The 15,157-nt window shown below is 64.9% G+C and carries 14 protein-coding genes; 9 read left to right on the top strand and 5 right to left on the bottom strand.

Annotation, left to right across the window (positions count from 1 at the left end; all coding sequences use genetic code 11):
- Positions 1-37: 37 nt before the first annotated feature.
- From QJT82_RS04175 to ppx, 4 genes are all read left to right on the top strand, one after another.
- The gene (locus QJT82_RS04175; RefSeq protein WP_016847415.1) at positions 38-580 is read left to right on the top strand and encodes a CDP-alcohol phosphatidyltransferase family protein; all 543 of its coding nucleotides are present in this window, start codon (positions 38-40) and stop codon (positions 578-580) included.
- A gap of 89 nt (positions 581-669) precedes the next feature.
- Positions 670-1,347: a DnaA/Hda family protein gene (locus QJT82_RS04180; RefSeq protein WP_028344817.1), complete on the top strand. Its 678-nt coding sequence runs from the start codon at positions 670-672 to the stop codon at positions 1,345-1,347.
- Between the two features lie 132 nt (positions 1,348-1,479).
- Positions 1,480-3,684, top strand: a complete 2,205-nt coding sequence (locus tag QJT82_RS04185; RefSeq protein ID WP_264641823.1) for an RNA degradosome polyphosphate kinase — start codon at positions 1,480-1,482, stop codon at positions 3,682-3,684.
- A 12-nt stretch (positions 3,685-3,696) separates the two neighbouring features.
- Positions 3,697-5,199 (top strand): exopolyphosphatase, encoded by a 1,503-nt coding sequence (gene ppx, locus QJT82_RS04190; RefSeq protein ID WP_028344815.1) that lies wholly within the window; start codon positions 3,697-3,699, stop codon positions 5,197-5,199.
- Between the two features lie 24 nt (positions 5,200-5,223).
- On the opposite strand, the gene QJT82_RS04195 is transcribed toward ppx, so the two are convergent.
- Positions 5,224-6,063 (bottom strand): TerC family protein, encoded by an 840-nt coding sequence (locus QJT82_RS04195; protein ID WP_028344814.1) that lies wholly within the window; start codon positions 6,061-6,063, stop codon positions 5,224-5,226.
- A gap of 110 nt (positions 6,064-6,173) precedes the next feature.
- On the bottom strand, positions 6,174-6,596 hold the full coding sequence (gene ndk / locus QJT82_RS04200) for a nucleoside-diphosphate kinase (protein ID WP_016847423.1): 423 nt from the start codon (positions 6,594-6,596) through the stop codon (positions 6,174-6,176).
- 347 nt (positions 6,597-6,943) lie between these two features.
- Here ndk and QJT82_RS04205 point away from each other — a divergent pair, with 347 nt between their 5' ends.
- From QJT82_RS04205 to QJT82_RS04215, 3 genes are all read left to right on the top strand, one after another.
- Positions 6,944-7,207, top strand: a complete 264-nt coding sequence (locus tag QJT82_RS04205; RefSeq protein WP_264641824.1) for a sulfur globule protein precursor — start codon at positions 6,944-6,946, stop codon at positions 7,205-7,207.
- A gap of 224 nt (positions 7,208-7,431) precedes the next feature.
- The gene (locus tag QJT82_RS04210) at positions 7,432-7,602 is read left to right on the top strand and encodes a hypothetical protein (RefSeq protein ID WP_259243911.1); all 171 of its coding nucleotides are present in this window, start codon (positions 7,432-7,434) and stop codon (positions 7,600-7,602) included.
- A 107-nt stretch (positions 7,603-7,709) separates the two neighbouring features.
- Entirely contained in the window at positions 7,710-9,572 is a 1,863-nt protein-coding gene (locus QJT82_RS04215) for an ABC-F family ATP-binding cassette domain-containing protein (RefSeq protein ID WP_028344812.1), read from the top strand.
- Between the two features lie 256 nt (positions 9,573-9,828).
- On the opposite strand, the gene QJT82_RS04220 is transcribed toward QJT82_RS04215, so the two are convergent.
- The 3 genes from QJT82_RS04220 to QJT82_RS04230 form a co-directional block, all read right to left on the bottom strand.
- Positions 9,829-10,383: a hypothetical protein gene (locus QJT82_RS04220; protein ID WP_080687028.1), complete on the bottom strand. Its 555-nt coding sequence runs from the start codon at positions 10,381-10,383 to the stop codon at positions 9,829-9,831.
- Between the two features lie 102 nt (positions 10,384-10,485).
- Entirely contained in the window at positions 10,486-10,938 is a 453-nt protein-coding gene (locus tag QJT82_RS04225) for a DNA polymerase III subunit chi (RefSeq protein ID WP_028344810.1), read from the bottom strand.
- 15 nt (positions 10,939-10,953) lie between these two features.
- A complete protein-coding gene (locus QJT82_RS04230) occupies positions 10,954-12,456 on the bottom strand; it encodes a leucyl aminopeptidase (RefSeq protein WP_028344809.1) in 1,503 nt (500 codons plus the stop codon).
- 369 nt (positions 12,457-12,825) lie between these two features.
- Here QJT82_RS04230 and lptF point away from each other — a divergent pair, with 369 nt between their 5' ends.
- Positions 12,826-13,986 carry an LPS export ABC transporter permease LptF gene (lptF, locus tag QJT82_RS04235; protein WP_281446621.1) on the top strand — a complete coding sequence of 387 codons (1,161 nt, stop codon included), beginning with the start codon at positions 12,826-12,828 and terminating at the stop codon, positions 13,984-13,986.
- Positions 13,983-15,080 carry an LPS export ABC transporter permease LptG gene (gene lptG / locus QJT82_RS04240; RefSeq protein WP_028335173.1) on the top strand — a complete coding sequence of 366 codons (1,098 nt, stop codon included), beginning with the start codon at positions 13,983-13,985 and terminating at the stop codon, positions 15,078-15,080. Before lptF ends, lptG begins: the two co-directional genes overlap by 4 nt.
- Positions 15,081-15,157: the final 77 nt, after the last annotated feature.

Below are 15,157 nucleotides of genomic sequence, written 5' to 3' on the forward strand. Positions count from 1 at the left end.
GAGTAAAATCAGGCTTCTAGCCGGGAAGCGATCCAAGTTGAGCATTCCGAACATCATCACCCTCGGCCGCATCATCCTGGTGCCGGTGATCGTCTGGGCCATCGTGTCCAGCCAGATGGAGATTGCGTTCGCGATCTTCGTGATCGCCGGCGTCTCGGACGCGGTCGACGGTTTCCTCGCCAAGCGCTTCAACATGACGAGCGAGCTCGGCGCCCTGCTCGATCCGCTCGCCGACAAGGCGCTCCTGGTGTCGATCTATGTCGCGCTCGGAATCTGGGGCGCGGTGCCGCGCTGGATCGTGATTCTCGTGGTGTCGCGCGACATCATGATTGTCTCGGCCGTGATTGTGTCATGGTTGTTCGACAAGCCGGTCGAGATGAAGCCGCTGATGGTGTCGAAGCTGAACACGGTGGCGCAGGTCGCATTCGCGGCGCTGGTGCTGGCCTCGCTCGGCTTCGGCTTCGAGCCGCATCCTTACGACTGGATCCTGATGGGCCTGGTCACGATCTTTACTTTGGGTTCGGTGTCCCTCTATCTCGTGGAGTGGGTGCGGCACATGAGCACGATCGAAGCTCGGTAGGCGGGATCCGGAAAAAGTCGAAGCCGGTTTTCCCGCGACAAACGCGACGCGTTTGCGCATAGCTAAAATAAGGTGGTTTGGAGACTTGTGTGGCCAGTAGCGTTGTACCTCGTCAATTGGCCTTGGCCCTGCCGCACGAGGAGAAGCTGACCCGCGACGATTTCCTCGAGGGCCCTGCCAATGAGGCTGCGCTGGCGCTGATCGACGGTTGGCCGGACTGGCCGAACCGAATCATGCTGCTGGTCGGGCCTGACGGCGCCGGCAAAAGCCACCTCGCCGCGATCTGGGCCGAGAGCGCCGGCGCGCGCTCGACCGCGGCGCATGCGCTGACCGCCGACACGGTGCCGACCGCGCTTGCGACCGGTGCGCTCGTCGTCGAGGACCTGAGGCCGGCGGATTTCGACGAGCGCGCGATGTTTCATCTGATGAATCTGGCGCGCCAGGACGATGCCTACGTGCTGATCACGGCGCGCGTTCCGCCCTCGGCGTTCGAGATCGAATTGCGCGACCTGCGGTCGCGGCTCCGCGCGGTGCCGACCGTGACGCTGCTGCCGCCGGACGACCAGCTGTTCCGCGGCCTGATCGTCAAGTTCTGCGCCGACCGCCAGATGAGCGTGGACGAACCGCTCGTCAGCTATCTGAGCAACCGGATCGAGCGTTCCTACGTTGCCGTCCGGCAGGCGGTCGAGCTGCTCGATACCGAGGCGCTCCGGCTCGGCCGTCCCGTCACACGGGCGCTGGCGGCGGAGCTGTTGCGCGATGCCTGATCCATCCCCGCGGCTTGACGGCGCAGGCGAGCGGAACATCAATGTCATCGAAACGTCATCGCAATATCACATGGTTTCTGCGGCTCTCGGCTAGACCGCCCCGGCCCCTGCCCTGAATTGGATCAGCACTTGATGGACTCGGCACAAGCTACTGAAATCAAAGAAAAAGAGACGGAACTTCCCGCCATTCCCGCAATCGCGACCAGCCCCGAGCGCTTCATCAACCGGGAGCTCTCTTGGCTGCACTTCAACCGGCGGGTGCTCGAGGAATCGGTCAATCTCGGCCATCCCGTGCTGGAGCGGGTCCGCTTCCTGTCGATTTCGGCGAATAACCTCGACGAGTTCTTCATGGTCCGTGTCGCCGGCATCAAGGCGCAGGTCCGCGAGGGCATTACCGAGCGCAGCCCGGACGGCCTGCTGCCGGCCGAGCAGCTCGTGATGATCAACAAGACCGTCTCGCAGCTCGCCTCCGACCAGCAGGCGATCTGGAGCGATCTGCGGGACATCCTGGCCGAGGTCGGCATCCAGCTGGTCGACGGCCGCGACGTCACCAAGTCCGAGCGCAGCTGGATCGAGGATCACTTCCTCCACAACATCTTCCCGCTGCTGACGCCGCTGGCGATCGATCCGGCGCATCCCTTTCCGTTCATCCCGAATCTCGGCTTCACGGTGGCGCTGCAATTGTCGCGGATCGCCGACGGCAAGGCGATGAACGCGCTGATCCGCATGCCCGGCAAGATCGACCGCTTCATCCGCATCCCCTCCACCAAGGAAGGCGCGCCGGCGCGGCTGATTACGCTCGAGCAGGCTACCGGACTGTTCATCGGCCGCCTGTTCCCCGGCTACACCGTCAAGGGCCAGGGCGCATTCCGCATCATCAGGGACTCCGAACTCGAGATCGAGGAAGAGGCCGAAGACCTCGTTCGCCTGTTCGAGACCGCGCTCAAGCGCCGCCGCCGCGGGTCGGTGATCCGGCTCGAGATCGAGGCCACGATGCCCGAGGAGCTGCGCATCTTCGTGCAGCACGCCTTGTCGGCCGCCGACGACGAAGTGATCCTCGTCGACGGCGTGCTGGCGATGAACGAGCTGTCGCAGCTCACCCGCCTCAATCGCCCCGACCTCGAATTCCCGCCCTATGTGCCGCGCCATCCGGAGCGGGTGCGCGATCATGGCGGCGATATCTTCGCCGCCATCCGCCAGAAGGACCTCGTGGTCCATCACCCCTACGAATCCTTCGACGTCGTGGTGCAGTTCCTGCAGCAGGCGGCACGCGATCCCGACGTGGTCGCGATCAAGCAGACGCTCTATCGCACCTCGAACAATTCGCCGATCGTGCGCGCGCTGGCGGAAGCCGCCGAAGCCGGCAAGTCGGTGACCGCGCTGATCGAGCTCAAGGCGCGCTTCGACGAGGAAGCCAACATCCGCTGGGCCCGCGACCTCGAACGCGCCGGCGTGCAGGTGGTCTACGGCTTCATCGAATTGAAGACGCATGCCAAGCTGTCGATGGTGGTGCGCCGCGAGGGCGGCAATCTCACGACCTATGTGCACACCGGCACCGGCAACTATCACCCGGTCACCGCGCGCATCTACACCGACCTCTCCTACTTCACCTCGGATCCGATCATCGGCCGCGACGTCGCGCGGGTCTTCAACTACATCACCGGCTATGCCGAGCCGAGCGACATCGAGAAGATGGCGGTGTCTCCGCTGACGCTGCGCAAGCGGATCATCGAGCACATCCACGGCGAGATCGCCCACGTCAAGCACGGCCGGCACGGCGCGGTCTGGATGAAGATGAACGCGCTGGTCGACCCTGATATCATCGACGCGCTGTACGAGGCCTCGCAGGCCGGCGTCTCGGTGGAGCTCGTGGTGCGCGGCATCTGCTGCCTGCGGCCGGGGCTGCCGGGATTATCCGAGAACATCCGCGTCAAATCGGTGATCGGCCGGTTCCTGGAACACGGCCGAATCTATTGCTTCGGCATGGGCCAAGGCCTGCCGAGCACAAAAGCTGCTGTGTATATCTCGTCCGCTGACATGATGCCGCGGAACCTCGACCGCCGCGTCGAGGTTCTCTGTCCGCTGCAAAATCCCACGGTGCATCAGCAGGTTCTCGAACAGATCATGGTCGCGAATCTGAAGGACACCGAGCAAAGCTGGCAATTGTTGCCGGATGGGTCGTCAACGCGTATGAAGGCCGCGAAAGGCGAAGAGCCCTTCAATCTGCATGACTACTTCATGACAAATCCGAGTCTGTCCGGCCGTGGTAAGTCTCTCAAGGAATCTTCACCGCGCCGTCTCACGCGTCGCAACGAGCGACAGCAGCCATCGTCTTAAGGGGGCCTTACGGTGAAGCGACCGCGGAAGCGCGCTTCCAGCGTCGCTGTCATCGATATCGGCTCGAACTCGGTTCGTCTCGTGGTTTACGAGGCGATGGCGCGCAGCCTCATCACCATCTTCAACGAGAAGGCGCTCTGCGGGCTCGGGCGCGAGGTGCAGAGCACCGGCCTGCTCGCAACCGATGCCGTCAACAAGGCGCTCACCGCGCTGCGCCGTTTTCGCGCGCTGTGCAGGATCCAGCAGGTCGGCCGCGTCTACGCGATCGCGACCGCGGCCTGCCGCGACGCCAAGAACGGTCCGGACTTCATCGCCAAGGCCGAGCGCATCTGCGGCGCCAAGATCGAGATTCTCACCGGGCCGCGTGAAGCAAAGCTGTCCGCACTCGGTGTCGTCTCGGGCGTGCACAACCCCAACGGCATCGTCGGCGATCTCGGCGGCGGCTCGCTCGAACTGATCGACGTCAAGGGCAGCCGCGTGCGCAGCGGCGTGACGCTGCCGCTCGGCAGCCTCGCGCTGCAGGACCTCTCCAACAAATCGCTCAAGCGCGCCGAACGCATCGTCAAGAACGAGCTGCTGGGCGTTGCCCAGCTCAAGACCGGCCGCGGCCGCACCTTCTATGCGGTCGGTGGCACCTGGCGTGCGCTGGCGCGCATACACATCATCCAGAGCGGCTATCCGCTCAAGGTGATGCACGGCTATTCGATCCCGGCGGCGGACGCGCTCGATTTCGCGCAGCGGCTGCGGCGGCTGGCGGCCACCAACTTGCTGGCCAATATCGAGTCGGTCGCCGATGCCCGGCGGCCGCTATTGGCCTACGCCGCGCTCGTGCTCGAATACATCATCCGCGTGGCCCAGCCGAAGACCATCGTGTTCTCGACCTTCGGCGTGCGCGAGGGCTTGCTCTACGAGATGCTGCCGCCGGCCGAACGCGCCAAGGACGGGCTGCTCTGCGCCGCGCAGAACCTCAACGAATTGCTGTCGCGCTCGGCCCGCCACGCCCAGGAGCTGACGGCGTGGACCGACCGGCTGGTGCGCGTCGTCAGGCTGCGCGAGACCGAGGAAGACCGCAGGCTGCGGCACGTCGCCTGCCTGCTCTCGGACATCGGCTGGCGGGTGCATCCCGATCATCGCGGCGAGGAAACCCTCAGCCTGATCATGAACGGCAATTTCGGCTCGATCACGCATCAGGGCCGCGCCTTCGTCGCGCTGTCGGTGTTCTATCGCTACGCCGGGCTCAGCGAGGAGAACGAGCCGCCGCCGCAGATCCGCGCTCTGGTGACGCCGGCGATGGACGAGCGCGCCCGCGTGCTCGGCGCCGCGTTCCGCGTGGCGCATCTGATCACGGCGGCGCGCACCGGCGTGCTGCCGGCAACCCATTTCCGCACCCAGGGCCGCAAGCTGATGCTGGTGTTCGAGCACCGGATGGTGGATCTGGTCGCCGACCGCGTCGGCAGCCGCTTCAAGCAATTGGCGCGGCTGGTCGGGCGCGTCGGCTCGATCGTGCGGCGCTAGGGCTCACGCCGCCTTGGTCAGGGCTCACGCCGCCTTGGCGGCGTGCTTTGCCTTGCGGAGTGCGTGGCGGCGCCAGATCGACCCCGCGACCAGCACCACGATGATGCCGAGCACCGCGAGCGCGATCTCGCCGCCATTGCCGCCATGGGCGAATTGCGGCGACATCCCGACCGACGTCAGCCAGGAATCGAGCTTGGCACCGAGCGGTCCGGCAAACAGCGCGTCGAGCTTCGGATGCACGGCCGGATCGGTCGCGATGACATCGCCCGCGATCCAGCCGAGCAGCGCGGCACCGGCCCAGACCAGGACCGGCAGCTTGGTGAGCAGCGCCATGATCAGCGCCGCGCCGGCAACGATCAGGGGAACGCTGATCGCAAGGCCGAGCACCAGCAGCGGCACGCTGCCATTGGCGGCGGCGGCCACCGCGATCACATTGTCGAGGCTCATCACGATGTCTGCGACCACGACGATCTGAACCGCGGCCCACAGATGCGAGGCCGCGTGCACGCTGTCCTCGTCTTCCTGCTCCGGCACCAGCAGCTTGGCGGCGATCACGATCAGCGCCAGCCCGCCGACAAGCTTCAAATAGGGAAGCTCCATCAGGCTGGCGACGATGCCGGTGAAGATGACGCGCAGCAGCACCGCCGCGGCGGCGCCGAGAATCATGCCCCACAGGCGCTGGCGCGGCGCGAGCCCGCGGCAGGCGAGCGCGATCACGAGCGCGTTGTCGCCCGACAACAGGACGTTGATCCAGATGATCTTGCCGACGGCGACCCAGAAGGTCGGCGTCGCCATCTCGTTCTTGAATTCGGTGAAGAACGCGCCGATGTACGCCGGATCAAAGATCTGCCACAGCCAGTCCACAGCGAGTCCTATTCGGCCTTGCGGCCGCCCCTGACGGCGATCGTCCGCCGCTCCCCGGTTTGTTTCGACGCGGTCCCCTCGGGAGACCGCGCCACTTCAGCAATACGGCGTTAGCCGACGATCTCGTTGCCTGCGAAGAACTGCGCGATCTCGATCACGGCGGTCTCCGGCGCATCCGAACCGTGCACCGAATTCTCGCCGATCGACTTCGCATAGAGCTTGCGGATGGTGCCTTCGGCGGCCTTCGACGGATCGGTCGCGCCCATCACGTCGCGATATTTCAGTATGGCGCCCTCGCCTTCCAGCACCTGGACCACGACCGGGCCCGAGGTCATGAAATCGACCAGCTCGCCGAAGAACGGACGCGCCTTGTGGACGGCGTAGAAGGTCTCGGCCTGGCCGCGGGTCATGCGGATGCGCTTCTGCGCCACGACCCGCAGGCCCGCCTTCTCGATCACCGCATTGACCGCGCCGGTCAGGTTGCGCTCGGTGGCGTCGGGCTTGATGATCGAAAAGGTGCGTTCAATCGCCATGATTTCGTCCTTGTAAACGTGGCTGGGAGTTGCCGGGGCTTATATCGGCGCGATGGGGTAACGGCAAGCGACCCTGTGACGCGTTAGCCTTTAGTTTTGACGGATTTTCACGACGAAAACCGTCGTTTGGGTGCCCTCCGGACCAGCGGCCGGCTCGGCCAACTTACCGCGATTTCACCTAGGTGAACCCATTCTGTCAGCGCCGTGCCGCTGCCGTTCAGCTCCACCCACATAGGCTCTGCAGTGATCGGACGCCTTGCTGGCCCCCCATCCGCAAGCCTCACAGGACGTCTCGGGAAATGTCACCGCGGGCGCGTCGCGCGCGCCCATAGCTCGAGGAGACGATCATGTTACGCAAACTCTCGCTTGCCGCCATCGCCGCGGTTTCGCTCGGTGCCGCCGCGCTCCCCCCGACCTCCGCCTCCGCCTGGGGTGGCGGGCATGGCGGCTGGCACGGTGGATGGCACCACGGCTGGTGGGGCGGCCCGCGCGTCATCGTCGGCGGCCCGGCCTATTACGGCGGTTATGGCTATGGCGGCGGCTGCTACGTGCGCCGCGTCGTGCCGACCCCGTGGGGCCCCCGCTGGCGCCTGGTCAACCGCTGCTACTGATCCATCGAATCTGTCGACTGCTCCCCTGACTTGCTTCTCGCCCCGGCCCTCGCGCCGGGGCTTTTTTTCAGGTCCGCCGGGGAACCCGGGCATATGACGGGGCCCACTACCTCAAGGCGAGAGCAAGGCGCGGAAACCAAATCAGGGGTCGCGACTTGTCATGGCGAGGAGCTACTCGAACACGCGAGGTGGAACTCGCCAAGAGATGTGCCATGACGATGACAATGAGCAAGATCGACAAGGACGCCGATCAGATTGATCACAAGACCTGCCGTTACATCTGCGATGCCGTAGGTGAACGGCTTCAGCAAAGCCTGCGGCCAGAGCCCGCGCTTTCGTCCCGCCTGCAGCAGCTCCTCGACGAGATGCAACGACGGGAAGGCGATCACCATTAGATGTTGAGGGTTGACCAGCAGCCCAATTGCGTTTTTGCAACAGCGTCCGGGAGAGATTTTACAAACAGACGGGTTGCGTTTGGCGGCGGGTCCGGTGACAACGCTGCATGCTCTCCATTACTGACATCTCGGTCCGGATCGCCGGACGGCTGTTGATCGATCACAGTTCGGTACAAATTGTGCCCGGAGCCCGCGTCGGATTTGTCGGCCGCAACGGCGTCGGCAAATCGACGCTGTTTCACGCCATCCGGGGCGACATCCCGACCGAGAGCGGCAGCATCGCGCTTCCGCCGCGCTGGCGTATCGGCAGCCTCGCGCAGGAAGCTCCCGACGGGCCCGAAAGCCTGATCAACGTCGTGCTGAAGGCCGATCTCGAGCGCGACGCGCTGCAGCGCGAGGCCGAGACGGCGCACGATCCGCACCGGATTGCCGAAATCCAGACCCGGCTGGTCGACATCGACGCCCATTCCGCGCCCGCCCGTGCCGCGGCGATCCTCTCCGGCCTGGGCTTCTCGACATCAGACCAGGCGCGGCCGTGCGCGGAATTTTCCGGCGGCTGGCGCATGCGCGTCGCGCTGGCGGCGACGCTCTTCTCCGCGCCCGACCTTCTGCTGCTGGACGAGCCGACCAACTATCTCGATCTCGAAGGCACGTTGTGGCTCGAGAACCATCTCGCCAACTATCCGCGCACGGTAATCGTGATCAGCCACGACCGCGATCTCCTGGACACCTCGGTCGATCAGATCCTGCACCTCGATCGCGGCAAGCTGACGCTCTACAAGGGCACCTATTCCTCGTTCGAGGAACAGCGCGCCGCGCGCGAACTGCTCGACGCCAAGCACGCCAAGCGGCAGGCCGATGAGCGCAAGCGCCTGCAGGATTTCGTCGACCGCTTCAAGGCCAAGGCATCGAAGGCACGGCAGGCGCAGTCGCGCGTGAAGATGCTGGAGCGGATGAAGCCGATCACCGCGCTGGTGACCCAGGATGTTCACGAGATCTCGTTCCCGGCACCGGAGAAGCTGCTGTCGCCGCCGATCATCGCGGTCGATGACGTCTCGGTCGGCTACGAGCCCGGCAAGCCCGTGCTCAATCGCGTGACGCTGCGCGTCGATACCGACGACCGCATCGCGCTGCTCGGGGCCAACGGCAACGGCAAGTCGACGCTGGTCAAGCTGCTGGCGGGCAAGCTCGCGCCGTTTGCCGGCAGGATCACGAGGGCCGACAAGCTGTCGGTCGGCTATTTCGCCCAGCACCAGGTCGACGAGCTCAATCTCGACGGCTCGCCCTATGATCACATCCGCAAGCTGATGCCGGAGGCGCCGGAGAGCAAGGTGCGCGGCCGCGTCGGCGCGATCGGTTTCTCCGGCAAGGCCGGCGACACGCTGGTGAGGAGCCTGTCGGGCGGCGAGAAGGCGCGGCTGCTGCTGGGGCTTGCCACGTTCTACGGCCCGAACATGATCATCCTGGACGAGCCGACCAACCATCTCGATATCGACAGCCGTGCGGCGCTGGCGGAGGCGATCAACGAATTCCCCGGCGCGGTCATGATGGTCTCGCACGATCGTTATCTGATCGAGGCCTGCGCCGACCGCCTGTGGGTCGTGGCAAACCAGACCGTGACGGCCTATGACGGCGATCTCGACGAGTATCGCCGCATGATCCTGTCGGCCAATGACGGCCGGCCGGCCTTGCGCGAGCGCGTCAAGGAGCCCGCCAAGCTGGAGCGCGCCCGCAATGAGAAGCGTGCTTCACCCAGGCAGCGGGTCGCGCAAGCCGAGGCCGAGATCGAGCGCATCAACGGCATCATCGCCAAGATCGATACCGCGCTCGCATTGCCCGATATTTTTACGCGCGACCCCAAGCAGGCCGCGCAACTGACCAAGGCGCGCGCCGGCGCCGAGAGCGCGCTACAGCGCGCCGAGGAAGACTGGCTGGAAGCCAGCGCCGAACTCGACGAAGCCGCGAATTAGATTTGACCCACCGGGGCGGTGCCGCATATTCGGTGTCGTCCCTGCGACAGCAGGGACCCATAACCACAGATGGTCATTGTTGCCCGATCGTCGAACGACGAGTCCCCTTAGCCACATCCGCCGCGGAGTATGGGTCCCTGCTCCCGTGCGCAATTGCGCATAGGCAGGAACGACGTGTGGAGGGAGCCAGGGCTCTCATTTCTTCCGGTATCATGCCCGCGCATGCAGGCATCGACCTGCCGCCGGCGAAAATGCTCTAGCCGTGCGAGGTCTTTTTCTTCTTCGGCTTGGCCTGCTTCGGCTCCGGCACAGGGTCCGCACCGCGCTCGACGGACGACAGGCGCCCTGAGGAGAAGGTGTAGATGCCGGCGCGCGCGCCACGCGACCAGGTCACGACCGCAACACGCTCGCCGCCCGGCCCATTGGACAGGTTCACACTGTCGGGAGCACCGATGCCGCGCACGACGTCGCATTCAGTGTGGCCGAGTGCAACGCTGCCGCCCGTTGGCTGCGGCGGCGGTGCACCGCCGGCCTGTGCGTTGGCATCGGCGGCGCCCGGCGGCGGTGCCATGCCTGGACAGCTGCCGTCGGCACTGACGAGATCGTCGTTCGTCACCGGCTTGTCCGGCGTCAGCGGCGGCGATTCGATCGAGATGTTGCGGATGAACACCCGCCCGGGACGCGAGAACCATTCCGCATCGCGCGAAAACAAGTCGGATCCGGCGCCCGAACAGCCGGCAAGTCCCGGTGCAAGCACCAGCAAGGCCAACAGAAACTTCCGACTGAATGTTCCGTCCTGCACGATCGACAAAGCTCCTACCCCTTCACCTAAGGGCTTGTCCGAACATCACTTTGCGGCATGACCGTGGCCCGCCCCAAGAAACGTCGAATTATCATTAATTAGTAGCTATCGCTATTGGCGCCGCTGCCAGCGTCCCCGCTCATCGGTCTGCCAATAGGTGACCTCGAAGCCGCGGGCCTTGCAAGCAGTCCAGCTTTCCCTGGCCGAGGCCACCGCGTCGGGATCGTCGCCATTGAACACGAGGACCACCCGCTCGTAGCTGTCGCAGTCGGCCGGCAGCGCCGCATTGTCGACCAGGAAGCGGACATTGGCCCGATTCGGGTTGCCCTCCTCGATCGACAGGATGATCGGCTGGTCCTGCGCGTCGGCAACGCGCGAGGTCGCGTGCGGCAGGAATGAATCGTCGCTGTAGGTCCACAGATGCGCGTCGAGCGTCTCGGTGCGCTCCTGCGACGTCGATTGCACGACCACGCGCCAACCGCGCTCGAGCGACTTCTCGAGCAGCGGCGGCAGCACGCTCTCCAGCGTCATGTTCTGCAGATGGTAGAACAGAACCTCGGTCATGCGCCGGCCGACACTCTATTTCCTGGCTTCATAATAGTCGGAGACCAGCCGCTCGAGCAGCCGGACGCCATAACCCGAACCCCAGCTCTGATTGATCTCGGTCTTCGGCGCGCCCATCGCGGTGCCGGCGATGTCGAGATGCGCCCACGGCGTGCCGTCGACGAAACGCTGCAGGAATTGCGCTGCCGTGATCGAGCCGCCGTTGCGCCCGCCGGTGTTCTTCATGTCGGCGAATTGCGAATCGATCTGCTTGTCGTATTCGGGACCGAGCGGCATGCGCCACACCTTCTCACCGGTCTCGAGGCCGACCTTGGCCAGGCGCTCGGCGAGTTCGTCATTGTTGGAGAACATGCCGGCGTGATCGGTGCCGAGCGCGACCATGATCGCGCCGGTCAGCGTGGCCAGATCGACCATGAATTTCGGCTTGAACTTCTTGGCAACGTACCAGAGCACGTCGGCGAGCACGAGGCGTCCCTCGGCGTCGGTGTTGATGATTTCGATGGTCTGGCCGGACATCGAGGTGACGATGTCGCCCGGACGCTGCGCATTGCCGTCGGGCATGTTCTCGACCAGGCCGATGGCGCCGACCACATTGACGCGGGCCTTGCGCGCCGCGAGCGCGTGCATCAGCCCGACCACGCAGGCCGCACCGCCCATGTCACCCTTCATATCCTCCATGCCGCCGGCCGACTTGATGGAGATGCCGCCGGTGTCGAAGCAGACGCCCTTGCCGACGAACGCGACCGGCGCCTCGCTCTTCTTGCCGCCGTTCCAGCGCATGATCACGGTGCGGCCGGGCCGCGCCGATCCCTGCGCGACGCCGAGCAGCGCGCCCATGCCGAGCTTGGTCATCGCCTTGACGTCGAGCACCTCGACGCTGACGCCGAGCTTGCGAAGCTGGCTGGCGCGGCGTGCGAATTCCTCGGGATACAGCACGTTCGGCGGCTCGTTGACGAGCTCACGCGCCAAATTCACACCATCGACGACGGAGGCTTCGGGCGCATACGCCTTCCTGGCGGCGGCAACATCGTCGACGGCGATCGAGACGTCGGCCCGCAGGGCGGCGTCCTCGCCGTCCTTCTTCTTGGTCTTGTAGCGGTCGAACTTGTAGGCGCGCAGACGGATGCCGGTGGCGATCGCGGCGGCCTGGCCGGCGGCCATCGCGGCATCGGGCAGTTCCGCGATCACGGTCATCGAACCGCTGCCGGCATTGAGCTTGCCGGCCACCGCGCCGCCAAACTTGAGGAAATCCTTCGCCTTGAGGTCGGCTGCCTTGCCGGTGCCGATCACGATCAGCCGCTCGACCTTGATTCCCTCCGGCGCCAGGATGTCGAGGATCGCCCCGCTCTTGCCCTTGAACTGGTTGGCGGCCGCAGCCCGCTTGACCGTCTCGGCGGCGGCTCCCAGCGCCTTCCGGGTGGCGGCTCCCAGCTTCAATTGCTCGTCGCAAAAGGCGACCAGAATACCGCGAGCGGACGCGGAGAATGGGACAAAGCCGACCTTGACGGCGTCGGACATAGGAAAATCCTCCAGAACTCAGGGTGTTGCTCGGACCTGAGGCGGTCCTTCCGGCACGCGGGGTGAGCATTGCGATGGCGGTCCGGAACCAGCCCGGACCGGGCTTGTCACGCACTATGACCCGTCGGCTGCGTCGCTGCCAAGCGCCGGAGTGGCCGGAAGGCCACAAAAGCGATTAATTAACCATAAATTAAGCGTGCCTTGGCCCGGCCATTTTGTTGACGGATCAAAGGGATGGTAGTGAGAGAGTGACTAGAGAGTGAGCCGGACGGGTCCGCGGCTCGACCATAGGGGAACCCAAGTCGGATCGTAGCCATGTCGTTCTGTGAGCCAAGGAGTTGCCAGACATATTTGTCTTCCTAAGACCGCTTGGCCTCCGACTTCATCTTTAAAACGACGCTGGCGTCGTTTGCGCTTGTCCTGGTCAGCCTCACCGGCGTGATCTGGATTACGCAGGCGCTGCGCGGCATCGACCTGATGACCAGCCAGGGTCAGACCATCCTCACCTTCCTTGGCATCACCGGTCTCGTGATTCCCGCCCTGGTGCTGATCATCGCCCCGATCGCGCTGATGATTGCGATCTCCCATACGCTGAACAAGCTCGCGACCGATTCCGAAATCATCGTCATGAACGCGGCGGGCTTCTCGCCGATCCGGCTGTTCCGGCCGTTCTTCCTTGCCACCTGCGTGGTAGCCGCTCTGGTCGCCTTCATCGGCGCCTATCTCGCCCCCGACGGCATGCGCCGAATCAAGCAGTGGGACGCCGAGATCACCGCCGACGTGCTGACCAACATCCTGCAGCCCGGCCGCTTCGCCCAGCTCGACCAGAACCTGACGATTCGTATCCGCGAGCGCCTGCCCGGCGGCGTGCTCGGCGGCGTCTTCGTCGACGATCGCCGCGATCCGCAGGAGCGCGTCACCATCATCGCCGACCACGGCACCGTGCAGAAGACCGATCGAGGTTCGTACCTCGTGCTCTATGACGGCAATCTGCAACGGTTCGAGGTTGGCAAGCGCGATCCGGCGCTGGTCGCATTCGCCCGTTACGCCTTCGACATGTCGAAATTCTCGCAGGGCCGCGACGTCACCCTCGGGATTCGCGAGCGCTATCTCTGGGAGCTGATGTGGCCGGACGAGGAAGACAAGACCTATCAGCAGCTGTCGGGCCAGTTCTTCGCGGAGCTGCATGATCGCTTCATGGCGCCGATCTATCCATTTGCGTTCGCTGCCCTCACCTTCGCCTTCCTCGGCGCGCCGCGCACCACGCGCCAAAGCCGCAATTTCTCGATCGGCGGCTCGGTATTCGCGGTGTTCGGCCTGCGCATGGTCGGGTTCGCCTGCTCCGTCATGGCGGTGAAGACGCCGCTCGCGGCGCTGGTGCAGTATCTGATGCTGTTCGGCGGCATCGGCATCGGCATCTGGATGATCGTCGGCGGCGTGGTCGTCGAACCGCCGCCGCGGCTGATGGAAGCGATCAACAGGAACAACGAGCGCATTGCGCGCCTCTTCCGGAGGCCGGCAACCGCATGAGCATGGTCACAAACACGCTCGGGCGTTATTTCGCCGGCCGCTTCGTGGTCGCGGCGGTGGGCGTGTTCGCGGGCATCTTCGTGCTGCTCGTGCTGGTCGACTACATCGAGATGGTGCGCAAGACGTCGGGCCTCGTCTCGGCCTCCGCGATCACGGTGGCGGAGACTTCGCTATTCAGGGTGCCGCAGCTGCTCGAGAAGCTGATGCCATTCTGCGTGCTGATCGGCGCGATGACCTGCTACCTCGCTTTGTCGCGGCGGCTGGAGCTCGTCGTGGCCCGCGCCGCCGGCGTCTCGGCCTGGCAATTCATCTCGCCGGCGTTGGCCAGTGCGATCATGCTCGGCATCTTCGCGACCACCGCCTACAATCCGGTATCGGCCAATCTGCGCGAGCTGTCCAAACGGATGGAAGCCGAGCTGTTCGGCTCGGCGCCCGGCGGCGGCATTCAGGACGCGTCCGGCTTCTGGCTGAACCAGATCAACGACGAGGGTCAGGCGATCATCAATGCGGCCCGCAGCGAGCAGCAGGGCGTCCGGCTGACCGGCCTCACCGTGTTCCGATTCGACACGGCGCTCCAGTTCAAGGAGCGAATCGAAGCGCGCGAAGCGGCGCTCGAAGACGGCCGTTGGGTGTTCAAGGGAGTACGCCGATTCACCCTCGATAAGCCTCCGGTGGATCAGGACACCTTCTACCTGACCACCACCCTTACCCCGGCACAGGTGCGCAACAGTTTCTCCACCCCGGAAACTGTGTCCTTTTGGCAACTGCCGAACTACATCCGTTCGTCGGAGAGCTCAGGGTTCGCGACGGCTGGCTATCGCTTGCAGTATCACAAGCTCATCGCACAGCCGTTTTTGCTGGCTGCGATGGTGATGTTGGCGGCTTCTGTGAGCCTCCGCTTCTTTCGGATGGGCGGCGTGCAGAAGATGGTTTTGAGTGGCGTGGGCGCAGGCTTTCTGCTCTACGTGCTGTCGAAAGTAACTGAAGATTTGAGCAAGGCTGAGTTGATGCATCCCATCGCTGCGGCGTGGTTGCCCGTCGTTGTGGGCAGCCTCACCGGTTTCTTAGCCTTGCTGTACCAGGAGGACGGGTAGTGGCTATCGTCGCCGCCCGCCAGTTGAGGTCGCCTGCTCTCGGGCGGCGCAGTGTCCTGCGCCGTCAACGGAGCCGC

Source organism: Bradyrhizobium sp. Mp19, from assembly GCF_029952935.1.
Classification (GTDB): domain Bacteria; phylum Pseudomonadota; class Alphaproteobacteria; order Rhizobiales; family Xanthobacteraceae; genus Bradyrhizobium; species Bradyrhizobium elkanii.

Bases quoted from the DNA above. Each gene is read 5' to 3' on its own strand.
- QJT82_RS04185 (WP_264641823.1), top strand. From the start codon at position 1,480: ATGGACTCGGCACAAGCTACTGAAATCAAAGAAAAAGAGACGGAACTT.
- QJT82_RS04230 (WP_028344809.1), bottom strand. From the start codon at position 12,456: ATGTCCGACGCCGTCAAGGTCGGCTTTGTCCCATTCTCCGCGTCCGCT.
- QJT82_RS04225 (WP_028344810.1), bottom strand. From the start codon at position 10,938: ATGACCGAGGTTCTGTTCTACCATCTGCAGAACATGACGCTGGAGAGC.
- lptG (WP_028335173.1), top strand. From the start codon at position 13,983: ATGAGCATGGTCACAAACACGCTCGGGCGTTATTTCGCCGGCCGCTTC.
- QJT82_RS04205 (WP_264641824.1), top strand. From the start codon at position 6,944: ATGTTACGCAAACTCTCGCTTGCCGCCATCGCCGCGGTTTCGCTCGGT.
- QJT82_RS04210 (WP_259243911.1), top strand. From the start codon at position 7,432: ATGAGCAAGATCGACAAGGACGCCGATCAGATTGATCACAAGACCTGC.
- QJT82_RS04215 (WP_028344812.1), top strand. From the start codon at position 7,710: ATGCTCTCCATTACTGACATCTCGGTCCGGATCGCCGGACGGCTGTTG.
- ndk (WP_016847423.1), bottom strand. From the start codon at position 6,596: ATGGCGATTGAACGCACCTTTTCGATCATCAAGCCCGACGCCACCGAG.